General features: G+C 61.9%; 9 protein-coding genes. 3 read left to right on the plus strand and 6 right to left on the minus strand.

Going from position 1 to position 12,467, the window contains the following annotated elements; all coding sequences use genetic code 11:
• Window positions 1-175: 175 nt before the first annotated feature.
• The 4 genes from VFB05_RS29165 to VFB05_RS29180 form a co-directional block, all read right to left on the minus strand.
• Window positions 176-3,220: a molybdopterin-dependent oxidoreductase gene (locus VFB05_RS29165; protein ID WP_325019065.1), complete on the minus strand. Its 3,045-nt coding sequence runs from the start codon at window positions 3,218-3,220 to the stop codon at window positions 176-178.
• Between the two features lie 106 nt (window positions 3,221-3,326).
• Window positions 3,327-4,283 carry a LysR family transcriptional regulator gene (locus VFB05_RS29170; RefSeq protein ID WP_325019067.1) on the minus strand — a complete coding sequence of 319 codons (957 nt, stop codon included), beginning with the start codon at window positions 4,281-4,283 and terminating at the stop codon, window positions 3,327-3,329.
• 63 nt (window positions 4,284-4,346) lie between these two features.
• Window positions 4,347-4,841: a response regulator gene (locus VFB05_RS29175; RefSeq protein WP_325019069.1), complete on the minus strand. Its 495-nt coding sequence runs from the start codon at window positions 4,839-4,841 to the stop codon at window positions 4,347-4,349.
• The gene (locus VFB05_RS29180) at window positions 4,838-7,477 is read right to left on the minus strand and encodes a PAS domain S-box protein (protein WP_325019072.1); all 2,640 of its coding nucleotides are present in this window, start codon (window positions 7,475-7,477) and stop codon (window positions 4,838-4,840) included. The genes VFB05_RS29175 and VFB05_RS29180 overlap by 4 nt, the downstream gene beginning before the upstream one ends.
• Before the next feature lie 324 nt (window positions 7,478-7,801).
• Between VFB05_RS29180 and VFB05_RS29185 the strand changes: the two genes are divergently transcribed.
• Window positions 7,802-8,848 (plus strand): isocitrate lyase/PEP mutase family protein, encoded by a 1,047-nt coding sequence (locus VFB05_RS29185; protein ID WP_325019074.1) that lies wholly within the window; start codon window positions 7,802-7,804, stop codon window positions 8,846-8,848.
• Window positions 8,849-8,889: 41 nt separating this feature from the next.
• On the opposite strand, the gene VFB05_RS29190 is transcribed toward VFB05_RS29185, so the two are convergent.
• Window positions 8,890-9,858, minus strand: coding sequence for a hypothetical protein (locus tag VFB05_RS29190; protein WP_325019077.1), 969 nt, complete (start codon window positions 9,856-9,858; stop codon window positions 8,890-8,892).
• 63 nt (window positions 9,859-9,921) lie between these two features.
• Window positions 9,922-10,530 (minus strand): VOC family protein, encoded by a 609-nt coding sequence (locus VFB05_RS29195; protein WP_325019079.1) that lies wholly within the window; start codon window positions 10,528-10,530, stop codon window positions 9,922-9,924.
• A 993-nt stretch (window positions 10,531-11,523) separates the two neighbouring features.
• Here VFB05_RS29195 and VFB05_RS29200 point away from each other — a divergent pair.
• Together VFB05_RS29200 and VFB05_RS29205 are read left to right on the plus strand one after the other, a co-directional pair.
• Complete coding sequence (locus tag VFB05_RS29200) at window positions 11,524-12,102, plus strand: hypothetical protein (protein WP_325019081.1); 579 nt, start codon at window positions 11,524-11,526, stop codon at window positions 12,100-12,102.
• A 140-nt stretch (window positions 12,103-12,242) separates the two neighbouring features.
• The gene (locus tag VFB05_RS29205; RefSeq protein ID WP_325019083.1) at window positions 12,243-12,461 is read left to right on the plus strand and encodes a helix-turn-helix domain-containing protein; all 219 of its coding nucleotides are present in this window, start codon (window positions 12,243-12,245) and stop codon (window positions 12,459-12,461) included.
• Window positions 12,462-12,467 lie beyond the last annotated feature (6 nt).

A 12,467-nucleotide genomic window follows, 5' to 3' on the forward strand; every position in this document is an offset into this window, starting at 1 on the left:
GGCGACGTCGATAATCAGGTTCCACTTGGACATTGTCGATGCCTTCACTCAACTCTTGCGACCCATTCGGGTGTCATCATCCGCGAAGGCGGATGATCCAGTAACCAAGCATCTTCGCGTTTACTGGATGCCCGCCCATGCGGGCATGACGCCGGGATAAATAGCAACGTCATCTTCACTTCGCCGGCACCAGGTTCGCCTCGCGCAGCGTGCGCTTGACGTCCTGATCCTTCGCGATGGCGGCGAAGGTCTCCGACATATGCTCGATGCGCCCGTCCCACAATTCGACCTGCACCAGCGACTGCGCGCCGGCGAGCGAATGCGTGGTCCTGGTCTGGGTCTTGTGCGGGGTGAGCAGGTTGAGACAGCCGCCGCGGTCGACCGACTTGCCCGGCTCGCCCATCGGCGCATAGACCGCCGACGACTCGTAGCCGTGGCAGACGCCGCGCGGCAGGCGCTGCGTCGGCAGCGCGGCGCAGATCACCGCGCCGCGATCGTTGTAGACCTTGACGAGATCGTGCTTCTTGATGCCGCGCTCGGCGGCGTCCTGCGCATTCAGCCGCAGAATCCAGTAATACCAGCCGTCGATGCACACCCGGTGATCGGGAATGTTGTTGAGGAACGAACTCTTGCCGTCCGCCTGGGTGTGGAAGCTGTACTTGGAGTGCGGCGTCAAGAGCTGCAACGGATAGCGCGCGAACTCGGGCGAGTGCGGACCCTCCCACGCCGGCTCGTATTTCACGATCGGCGGCCGCTCCGGGTCCTTGAAGCGCTTGAGGCTGTTGCACTCGAATTCGAGCTTGCCGGACTGGGTCTGCAGGCCGCGCAGGTACTCTTCCATGTAGTCGGACGGCAGCGGCTGCGCCTCCGGCACGTCCTTCTTGCGGTTTTCGAAGAACCAGCGGAAGGACACCGGCGCACGCAGCTTCTCCTTCTCCGCCGGGACCACGTAGTAGCCCTTCTTCAGGAACTTCCGCCACGAGATGACCTTCTTCAGGTCGGAGGCGAGATAGATGCGCTTGACCCAGTCGATCTCGTTGATGCCTTCGGAGAAATAGTTGGCGAGCCCGAGCCGCTTGCAGATTTCGTTGAAAATCCAGAAGTCGGACTTCGATTCGCCGAGCGGCTCGATCGCCGGCGCCTGAAACACGATGACGCGGTGGTTGAGCTGCTGCTGGCCGTGATGGCCGTAGCCGCCGAGCCCCGCCCATTCCGAGATATCGGGACGCTCGAAGTTGGTGCAGGCCGGCAGGATGACGTCGGCGAACTTGGCCTCGCCCTCGAACCAGATCGACTGGTTGACCACGAACTCCAGATTTTCGCTCTGGTACATCCGCACATGGCGGTTGGTGTTGTTCATGGTGCCGAGGATCGAGCCGCCGTACTTGTAGAGCATGCGCACCGGCGCGTGGCCGGGCGCGGGATACATGAACTTGCCGAACTGGTGCTCGATCGACTTGCCGACCCAGCGGTAGCCTTCGGCCTTGCCGTCGGCGATCGCCTCCGGCAGCCAGATGCGCGGGATCTGCTGGCCGTTGGAATTCATGGTCGGCAGCTGCGGCATGCGCTGGTAGAGCGCGACGGGCAGCGCGGTGTTCTCCAGGTCGCCCGACATGCCGCCTTCGGAATAGCCCGGAAAATAGAAATTGAAGTCGACCGGGCAGCCCCATTGCAGATTGCCCATGTTGACGCCGGGCTTGCCGAGACCCTGCATCGCGCTGAGGCAGACCATGACGCGCGCCCACTGAATGCCGGTCTGGTTGCGGCAGGCGCCGCCGTGGCCGTTGCCCCAGCCGCCGGGCGCGAGATAGACGCGTTTGCGGCCCCACTCGCGGGCGAGCGCGCGCACGTCTTTCGCCGGTACGCCGGTTTCCTTTTCCTGCCACTCCGGCGTTTTTGCCACGCCGTCTTCGTCGCCGAGGAGATAAGCCTTCCAGACGTCGAAGCCGACGGTGTGCGTGCGCACGTAGTCTTTGTCGTAAAGACCTTCCGTGATCCAGACGTAAGCGATCGCCATCGCCAGGGCGGGCGATGTCGTCGGTTTCGGCGCCAGCCATTTGCCGGGAAGGAATTGCGCCGAAGAATTGTAATAGGGATCGATGTGGACGACCTTGATGCCAAGCTTGGGATTCTTGAGCCATTGCCGGCGGACAGTGCCTTCCTGCGCGCCATAGGAGCCGGAGGTGGTTTCCGGATCGGCCGCCCAGAAGACGATCATGTCGCAATTCTTAAGGCAGTCCTCGACCGTGCCGTAGGTCTCCGATTGGCCGACGCGCAGCGTGTGGCCCCAATGATGCACCGCGCCCCAATACCAGCCTTCCCAAGAGTCCGGATTGTGATGGACCCGCGTCATGCCGACCGCGTTGATGAAGCGGAACAGGGCCGAGAGGTAGTAGCCGATATTGCCCCAGGTGTGGTGGGAGCCGTGCGACACCGCAATCGAGCCGGGTCCATGAACCGATTTTTGCCGCTTGATCTCGTCGCTGACGATCTTCAGCGCCTCGTCCCAGGAAATGCGCACATAGCCCGACTTGCCGCGGTTCTCCGGATGGCGCGCGCCGTTCGGGTCGAAGTCGGCGCGCTTCATGGGGAAGAGCAAGCGGTCTGGCGAATAGACGATGGATTTGCAGTTCTGCCCGTGCGGCGCCAGCGTGGTCTTGCGTGGGGGCGTCAAAGTGAGCCCGCGCGCCTCGATGCTCCATGACGCGCCGTCGCTTTCCTCCAGATCGATCGGCGTCGTGCGGATGATCTTGCCGTCTTTCACATAAACGAAGAGCGGCCCGCCATTGGCCATGTTGCAATAGCGGATGCTGCCGTCCGGCTGCGGCGTGCCGAATTTCACGCCGGCGCTCATCGCCATCATCACCGTCTGAGTGAACCAGTTCACCAGCCCGTCGTCGCCATCGACGGTGAGGACGAATTCCTTCTGCGCGTTGATCTGATCGAGCCAGTTGATCGGCGGCGTCAGCAGCGCGGCGCCGGCGGCGGCATTTTTGAACCCAACCGTCACATCGGCGTTCTTCACGGCGCCGACGCCCGAGGTGATCCTGCCCCGCGAGAATCTGAACCAGCGGCCGATCTCCTCGTCACGCGTCTTAAATTGCGCGAGGAGGTCATGCTCTTTCAACCGTGCGGCGAAGGCCGGATAGCGCCAGCCGGCGAATTTCATGAGCAGCGCCAGCCCGAACAAGATCACCTTCAATTTCAATCGGGAGTACATCGAATCCACCTAGCCGGATGGGCAAAAGGAACGGCTTTCCCTCATTATAGAATCCCTGGCGTTGCCGCTTGATGCCAATTGGCGGTTTGCTGATCGAATTTGTCGATCACGCCGCCGGCTTGGACCGGCCGGCGCGGCGGCGCCCGTCCGGCGGCAGCCCGATTTTCGCCGCCGTCCGCCGCAGTTCTCGGAGAAAGGCCCGGCACACCGCGGAAAGCTCATGCTCGGGCCGCGAAATGGCCGCGACCTGCCACGGCTGCATCGGCGCGTCGAGCATCACCGGCGCAATCGATAGAGGTCTGCGCGCGCTGGCAAAAATCTGCGAGGGCACGAGCGTCGCGTAATTGCCGCTCTCCACCAGCGCCAGAGCGCAGGCGAAGGACGTGCACTCCACCGTGCTCTCGGGCGGCGGCAGGCGATTGGCGACGAAGGTCTGTTCGAACACGTCGAGGCCGCTGCGGCTGCGCCGGTAGATGATCCAATCGAGATCGAGCAGATCGGCAAGCCGCAGCTTGCGCCGCGCCAGGAGCGGGTGATCGGATCGCACTGCGGGAACCAGCCGGTCCTTTATCAGGCTGATGAAGCTCAGCGTCTCGTCGCGCGGTCGGCCGGGGACGAGACAGATCGCGATATCGATGTCGCCGGTGCGGACCGTCGGCAGCACGTCGGGATAGACGCCTTCGAGAATCCGGAACGTGACGCGGGGATGCGCACGCTGGAAGGCGATGATCCCGCGCGGCAGAAGACCCATGGCAACGGTGGGCGAGGCGCTGACGCGGATTTCGCCGACGCTCGCGCCGGCGACGGCTTCCACGTCATTGCGTGCATGGCGCAATTGCGCCTCGATCGCCTTGACCCGGCCGAGCAGCGCCTGCCCCGCCGCGGTGGGCGTCACGCCCTGGGCGCCGCGGTGTAACAACGGCACGCCAAGCTCCTGCTCGAGCTGCTGAATGCTTTTGGTCACCGAGGACTGCGAGAGATGCAGCATCCGCGCCGCCTGGCGCACGGCGCCGGCATCGACCACGGCGGTGAAATTGCGAAGCTGGCTGAGCTTGATCGCCACGGCGCCCTCGGGTGATCGCAAAATGCTATCATCCCAGGGAAAAATTGCCTAGATAAGCGATCGCTATTCCGGTTCGTCGAGGCGGTCCAGCGCCCCTCGCACGACGGCCACCAGCGACGACATGCTGTAAGGCTTCTGCAGCCAGCCCAGCGGCTTGGCGGGCGCGGCGCGCCGGCGGATTTCCGCGTCGCAGTGCGCGGTGGCGAAGATGCTGCGGATGCCATGCCGGTCGAATAATTCGACGGCCGCGTCGACGCCGTCGCGGCACCCGGCCAGCCGGACATCCATCACCACCAAATCTACCTGATGCGTGGCGGCGGCGCTAATCGCTTCTTCCGCCGAGGCAACGACCTCGGCGACCGCAAACCCGGCGTCGGTCAAGGCGGTTTCCATCTGGCTGGCTACCAGATAGTCGTCTTCGACCAGGAGCAATTTTGCCTGATCGTGCCTGCCGGCGCCCGAGAAGTCGTCGCGGGCGTAGACCTGAGTCCCCGATATCGGCGGCACTGTCCGGGCAGGTTGCCCGGATAGCGGAAGGACCGCTCGTGTGCGTTTCAAGCTTCGTTCCCCCCTGGAAATCGCACGCTGCAACGGGTCGGATTTTTGCTGACCTCAAACTGGCCGCGAAGCTGGCGCGCAAGCCCCTGAACGAGATAGAGACCTGAAGAACGCTGACGCACCGCGCTCAGATCGAATCCGGGTCCGTCGTCTTCCACATACAGCACGAATGCATCGCCCTCGCCGACCAGGCCGGCACGGATAACCGATCCGGGCTTGGTGGCGCCGTATTTGGCGGCATTGGTCAAGAGTTCGTTCAGGATGAGCGCCAGCGGCATGGCCGTGTCATTGGACAATATGCCGGTGGCCCGTTCGCACACGATTTTCACATTGGCCGCGAAAGTCTCCTGTGCGGTATGGCAGACGGCGGCCAGGAAATCTTCCGACTTGAAGCGGGTTGCTGCCGCGGTGCCGTAAAGAACGCGCTGCGCGGCGGCCATGGCGGCGATGCGCCGGCTCGCCTCATCGAAGATTCTCTGCGCGTCGGGGCTGCGGACCTGCTTGGCCGCGGAATCCAGCAGCGACTGAATCATCTGCATGTTGTTCTTCACGCGATGATTCAGTTCGTTGAGCAGGACCCGTTGATGCGTCTCCGCCTGCCGGCGTTCGCTGATATCGACGAGCATATTGATGGCGCCGACGATCTTGCCGTTGGCGTCGCGCAGCGGCGTCGGATAAGGGATGAATGGCACACGGCTGCCGTCCGGTCGCTCGGCGATCGCCTCGGCATTTCGTATCGGCCGCCCTTCCCGGAGCGCGATTGCCATGGGGCACTCGTCGTGCCGCATCGGTCTGCCGTCGGGCCAGTACAGCTTCCAGGTGACGCACCATTCGTCGCTACCGAGCCTGGGCTCTCGCCCGGCCAGTTCGACCGCCGCTTCATTGTAATAAGTGATCTTGCCTTCCGCATCGGTGGTGTAGATCGCCGCCGGGATCGCGGCCAGCAGTTCCTGCAGCCGCTGTTCGCTCCGCCGCAGCGCGGCTTCGGACCTCTTACGCTCCGAAATATCCCGCGAGATTTTCGAGGCGCCAACGACATTGCCCGCCGCGTCGCGTACCGGCGACACGGTGAGCGAAATGTCGATCAGGCTTCCATCCTTGCGCTGGCGGACGGTTTCGTAGTGATCCACCTTCTCGCCGCGGCGGATGCGCGCGAGGATGCCGGGTTCTTCGTCGAGACGATCTGGCGGAATGAGAACGGTCACCGGCTTGCCGATCACCTCCGCGGGGGAATAGCCGAATAGGCGCTCGGCGCTGCGGTTCCAGGTGGTGATAATCCCGTTCAAGTCCTTGCTGATGATGGCATCGTCCGACGATTCGACGATGGCGGCGAGGCGCTGCAATTTCTCGGCCGCTCGCATTCGTTCGATGCCCCATCCGAGCTGCCGGGCGATGGTGAGCGCGACGTTCCTCTCGGAAGGGGAAAACGAATGCGCGCCGTCGTAATAGATCACGAATTTGCCGAGCAGCTGGCCGCTCTCCAATAGCGGGACAAAGGCGACGGCGCGGATCCCTTCCTGCGCAATCGTCTGCTTCAGCTCGGTACTCAAAGGCGCACGCTCGACCGACTCCAGGTAAATTGGCTGTGGATCGGTCTCGTCGCGCGTCCAGGGCGAATGGCCCTCCACCGCGCGACGATACCTCTCCGAAAGACCATGCCAGGCGACGAAGCGCATGGTGTCGGTGTGATCGAACACCAAGATCGATGCGCGCGGACAGCGCAAGACGCGCATGATGGCTTCGAGCCCGGCTTCGTAGACCTCCTTGAGCGACCTCACGTGCTGAAGCTTTTCTGTCAGGTCGTAAAGTGCAGATTGTTCCATGACGCGGAGCGCCAAGGCCTCTTCGGCGCGCTTTTGCTCCGTCACGTCCAGAGTCAGGCAGCGGGTATTGACGAACTCACCGCCGCTGACCCGCGCATTTGAGGTGATCAGCACGTGCCGGATTGAACCGTCCTTGGCGCGGAGCCGAGCTGGGTAGTGGCGGATGGATTCCGCACGCAGCAGCCGGTGTAAGATATCGTCGATGGTCGCCGGCTCGGCATGGAATTCCGCGATGTTGCGGCCGATGTATTCCCCGGCGGTGTAGCCGAGCATCTCCAGCTCGGCATTATTGGCGCGCAGGATCGTGCCGTTGCGAGAAACAAGATGCATCGCCACGGCGGAATTTTCGAAAAAATCCTCTAATTCATCGAAGGCATCATGCAGCGTCGTGGTTTCATGGAAGCAGTTTATGGCGCCGACGACGGCTCCGCTTTCATCCTCTACCGGTTCGCTATGCACTATCGCCCAGATCGTGGAACCGTCGGGCCGTTCCATCTGGCCTTCGAGCCCGTGAACGGGGATGCCGGTGCGCAGCGCCTCCGCCATCGGTGTGGCGTCCCGTTCGACCTCGCGACCGTTAAAATGGAGCTTGTAGAAGCCGGAATACGTGTCGTTGTCGTCGGCAATGCGCGGCGTCCGCCCCCACAACTGCACGGCGCGGTGGTTGAACCACAGAAATCGGCCGGCTGAATCGCAGGCATAAACCGCAAGCGGCAGTAATTCGATGAAGTCGGGAGCGGTCGCCAGATTGGCGCCGGTATGGGAAATCCGCTCGAACGTCGTACGGACGCTGGCGAATTCACTGACATTCATTGATGGATTTCCAGAAGCAGTCCGCAAGACCGGGGGCCGTCTCCGGCGCGGATTCTCACCAACTCGCGCAATTAACAAAAACGCAAGTGTGGCCCCAAGGTTCCAGAGCGGCCGCGCCGCGGCGCACGAATGCGGGTCTGCCGCGCGGCAGACGTCTCATGACGCATTGACAGGCCGATCAATCCCCACCTAACCTATTAATATTAAAATATTTTTTCTGGAAAACAGAAAAACATGCGGCAGCACCGGCCGCGCGCGGTCGTCCAGGCACGCAGAGATGGCTTAATTGCAGATAATCGCCGACACCAAAGCCAAGGACGCCCTATGGCAGCCAACGACGCACTTTCACTCAAGCGCCGGAAGTTTCGCGAAATCCTTCAGCGCAAACGGTTGACGGTCATGCCGGGCGGGTTCAGCCCGCTCTATGCGAAGCTGGCCCAGGAAGCGGGCTTCGAATGCTTTTTCCTGGCCGGCTCGCAGCTCTCCGCTTTCCTCTACGGGCTGCCGGATAACGGCATCGTCGGCCTGCGCGACCTTGTCGACCATGCCCGGCACATGGCGATGCGCTGCGATATCCCCGTCCTCATTGACGCCGATACCGGCTACGGCAACGCGGTGAACGTCTACTACGCGGTGCAGGAGTGCGTCCGCTCCGGCGTCGCCGCCATGCAGATCGAGGACCAGGAAGCGCCGAAAAAATCCGGGACGCTGGCCGGGCGCCGCTGTGTTTCGATCGCCGAAGCGGTCGGCAAATATCAGGCGGCCGTCGCCGCGCGCGACGAAATCGATCCGGATTTCGTGATTTGCGCGCGATGCGACATTCTTGGCGCAGAAGGCGGCTCCTTCGACGAAGCCATCGAGCGCTGTGTCGCCTATGTCGAACAGGGTGGAGTCGATTTTGTCTGGCTGAATTCCGTGCAGACTCGGGATCACCTTCGCCGCGCCTGCCGGGAAATCCCGGCTCCCGTGCTGACGGTCTGGGCCGGTGCGGAATCGACGCCGACCCTCGAGGAATATGAACAGATGGGGCTGCGGATCGTTATGTATCCGACCATCGCCTCGAGCGCGGGCCTTGAAGGCGCCTGGCAGCTTCTCAATGAGCTGCACGACAAAGGAAACGGCGTGCTGGCGGAATGGAGCGAGGCGATGAACCGCAGCCGGTGGGGGCGCGTCAATCGTCGAAAACTGCTCGGCAACGATATGATCCGCGACCTTGAGGAGCGATTTCTTCCGCCGGAGCGGCAGCGTGACTATGACGCGACGTGGGGACACCGCACGGCATTCACGCCCGATGCGAAACCGTTGCTGCCGGAACAGGAAGAGGCCTTGCGCCGCAGCGCGGCAAAAGCGCAAGGAAGGCCGAAGAAGTAGCGGGCAGAACGCGCGGTGATGGCGGGTGTCTCGCCGCTAGTTCACTGCTTCCAATAGCCGAAGCAGATGCCGTGGCCGGTGCCTGCGAGCGACCGGTAACAGGGCGTGTAGCCGACCAATGTCATCTTGATTGGCGCCATGGCGGCTGCCACTGTCACCCAGTTGAGGATTTCCGGCGTTCCCGGTCCGCGGTTGAGCCGCTTTCGCGGCAGCTTGCGCAGCGTGTCCGCATCGCCGCCGACCAGCGCGTCGATGACGATCTTGTCGAGTTCCTCGTCCACGACCTGATGGCTCAAGCCGCCGGAAGCGATCAAGCCGACGCGGGCATCCACAGGCCATTTCTCGACAGCGCGGCGCAGCGCGCCGCCCAGGTCGTAGCAGCGCGAGGCATTCGCCTGGTTCGGCAGATCGCGGCTGATCTGCAACGGCACCATCGGAATATCGTTGGTCTTCAACATCCACTCGTCGGGGAAAGTGAAGGCGTCGTCGAGCGCCACGCCCTTGGGAATGAAATCGGTGCAGGCCATATCGAAATTATCGTCGATCAGCGTTTCGATCAGGTAGTTGGCGAGCGCGGGATGGCCGGGGCGCACCGCGACGATCTCCTCCTGCTTGCGCCCCATGCCCTCGAAATGCTTGGCGTCGGGATTGAAAAGTTGCTGCGACATGCGCGCAACCTCGAATTGTTCCGCGCGGACAATACCGAAAACCGCGTGGTTGTCGTCGTCGCGGACCCGGTGGATGTTGCTGACCACAATCACGACGTCGACCGGCACGCTGGCGATCACGGCGTTGAGCTTATCAAGATCGGCATGAATGGTCTTGTAGCGCGCCTGCAGAACGTCCGGCGTGATCTCGCGCTCCAAGCCGGGGCGGGCTTCGCGCAAGACCGCCTGGAAATCGTAGCGCGGGTCCCTTTTGTCGCGCTCGGCCAGATTGAGCCACTTGTCGGGCGTGCTCTGTATTGTAGGGCCGTGGGAGCTGCCGGCGGCAAATACCAATTGTGCCATGTCAGTTTTTCCTATTCCCGATGTGCGTCACTTTTGATTATCCAACCGCGTCGGCTGCGGCGCTCAGCTCCGCATGATCGCAGGGCCCCACATGTTAAGCGTATAGGGCTCGTGCTTCCATTCCTTCGCCGGCCGATCATGGATCACTTCCAGCTCGGCGGAGATTTCGATCATGTTGCCATCCGGATCCTTGATGAAGATGAACAGATTATTGCCCGGCCCGTGCCTTCCGGGACCCCAGACGATGGGGATGCGCAGCGTCGCCAGGTGGTCGGCCCAATCACGGATGGTAATCCATTCGCCGGCTTCGTAGCTGTGGTGATCGAGGCCGGCTTCCGTCTTGAGAAAGACGGCCAGGGTATGGTGCTCGTGATTGCTTCGCAGAAAGCAAGTGGTCACCTGTCCCTTGTCGTTGCGGACGCGGTCGGATACGGCAAAGCCGATCTTGCCGGCATAGAAATCCTCGAACGCCGCCATGTTGGTGCTGGTCAGGGTGACGTGCTGGAGCGGTCCGTGGATAGGCGCCGGCTCGTCGGCCGCTCCGTCGGGCGCGAGGCCATAGACTGTCTGGTTTCCATCTGGATCCCGCACAGCGAAGGCGCTTTCATTGAAGAGCTTTGAAGGCGAGGGAAGCAGCGGAATCTTCTGCTTCTCGACATGGGACCGCAGCATTTCCAACGCGTCTGCGTCGCGGCAGGCAAAGGCTGCATAGTGGAGTGCATTATTCTTTCCCCGTGCGAAAAGCATGGACCGTCGCGGGCCGCGACAAAGCCAACCCTCACGCAGCGGCGCTGCCGTCATTTTCATGGCTTGGGCATAAAAGGCGGCCAGTGACGCAGGGTCACTGCTGCCAAGTTCAAGATGGTGCAGATAAGCGCCGGCGGCGACCGCGACAGACATAGAGCCTCCCCAATCATGTACAAATCCGAACGCCCGCGGATCTGAGCCCTTCTAGCGGCAGTTTAAGCCGCCACCAAGGGCCGTCAGAACGAGTCCTATGGCATGGCTCGTATCCGTTTTCCGATTGAAGTGGCACATGCAACCGACAAGCTTCCTTCCCGATTCGAGGTATGGCTGCGTGGATGGCGATATCTCATCGTGGCTAGTCGTGAACCGAAACAACAAAATCCTGTCACGATCCGGTGTGCGCCGTTCACGCGGATCGGGGGAGGTGCAAGACGACCGCGACGAGCTCAAGCTGGGCCATCATGCGCGGGGCAGAGTGGAGTAATGATGCGGCGCATCGGGCGATCTTGCTCATTGGGAACATCGTCGCCCGCTCTTTAATTGACCGGCGCGCGATCCTCGCGGTTTGCCGACGTAGACGACGACCCTGGCGGTATCGTCCGATGACGCCGCTGGCCGCCGACGGCACCACACATTCGCAATTTCGCTCGCAATAGGATGGTGCCAGGGGCGGAATCGAAAATTGGACGCAAGCCATTGATATAAAAAACGTCTCTCAATGAGATTTTGTCGTGAGCCAACACGTCAGCCAACGCGTTTTCCGCCTTAAAAAATCGCGGGTTCGATTCCCGTAGCGAGCTGGTGCGGCGATCTCCGCAGCCTCTCAGCAATGCGGGGCGGACCGAATCAAGCATATCCTACACACGTCACTCGGGAATCGAGTGGCTATGCACGATGGCAGTGCGAGCATCAAAATCCATGTCGAAGCGGGCGACGAAACTCTTGCGGGTGGCTCCACAATTCGCCGGGGAACTCGCTGAACCCATCATGGAGGACCTTCTAATGGTCATTGCCGCTCTCCCCGACGATTCGTCTGATGCGGAGATCGAGACTGCTGTAGACGCTGCCATCCGGCGTGCTCGACGCAGGCAATTGGCGAAACTGGGCAAGTTGCTGGCCTTCTATAAGATTGATCCGAAGCACTCCGCGCGTTGGCTGCTGTTAAGTCTCAAACTTGCGGCGGACTTTGTGCCAGGGATGAAGATCCATTTCCTTGGCAATCCTAGGAAGCGGGGCCGGCCGCCGAAGTGGCAAGGCAAGCGCGCTGCCGAACTGGTACAGGCTGTGGAGAGGATTAAAGCCGAGCGCCAGAAGGGCGTCGCGGACGCCGTCCGTATTCTGCAAATTAGACAGCCGGACGTTTGGGGTAGTCCCGGCCGCGGAGAAAAGAAGAACGTCGCGAGCCTTGTCGCCCGTTACTACGAGGCCTCGGCGAAAATCCGAGCTCAGTCATTGCCCGCGAGCGAGAAGCGAGAACTCCTACGAAAAAGAGACTGAAATTTCCGTCGAACTAATTTGGTCTACGAAAAACTGTTCGGTTTATTCGTAGGTGATTCGATCAGAAATCTTTCGCCATCGCCCGCGCGAACGCGGGCCTGACCGCCGGAGTTAAACCGGTCAACGATGGCGAGACAATCATGGAACAACTTGCCCTGACGGTCGCCGAGGCTTGCGCCGCTGCCCGGATCGGCCGAACCACGCTCTACGAGGCGATCAAGCGCGGCGATCTCGTCGCCGCAAAGTATGGTCGCAAGACCCTCATTCGCGTCGATGATCTGCGCAGCTGGCTCGCACGTCTTCCGAAGATAGAATCTGACACCGCCAACGCCTCAATCCGACAATCCTCGGCGCGATGAGGCCGG

Origin of the sequence: Bradyrhizobium sp., from assembly GCF_035652035.1 — a bacterium.
GTDB lineage: Bacteria > Pseudomonadota > Alphaproteobacteria > Rhizobiales > Xanthobacteraceae > Bradyrhizobium.

What these genes read in the sequence shown, in the direction of transcription:
- VFB05_RS29165 (WP_325019065.1), bottom strand. Translation starts at nt 3,220, where the DNA reads ATGTACTCCCGATTGAAATTGAAGGTGATCTTGTTCGGGCTGGCGCTG.
- VFB05_RS29180 (WP_325019072.1), bottom strand. Translation starts at nt 7,477, where the DNA reads ATGAATGTCAGTGAATTCGCCAGCGTCCGTACGACGTTCGAGCGGATT.
- VFB05_RS29185 (WP_325019074.1), top strand. Translation starts at nt 7,802, where the DNA reads ATGGCAGCCAACGACGCACTTTCACTCAAGCGCCGGAAGTTTCGCGAA.
- VFB05_RS29190 (WP_325019077.1), bottom strand. Translation starts at nt 9,858, where the DNA reads ATGGCACAATTGGTATTTGCCGCCGGCAGCTCCCACGGCCCTACAATA.
- VFB05_RS29195 (WP_325019079.1), bottom strand. Translation starts at nt 10,530, where the DNA reads ATGCTGCGGTCCCATGTCGAGAAGCAGAAGATTCCGCTGCTTCCCTCG.
- VFB05_RS29200 (WP_325019081.1), top strand. Translation starts at nt 11,524, where the DNA reads ATGTCGAAGCGGGCGACGAAACTCTTGCGGGTGGCTCCACAATTCGCC.
- VFB05_RS29205 (WP_325019083.1), top strand. Translation starts at nt 12,243, where the DNA reads ATGGAACAACTTGCCCTGACGGTCGCCGAGGCTTGCGCCGCTGCCCGG.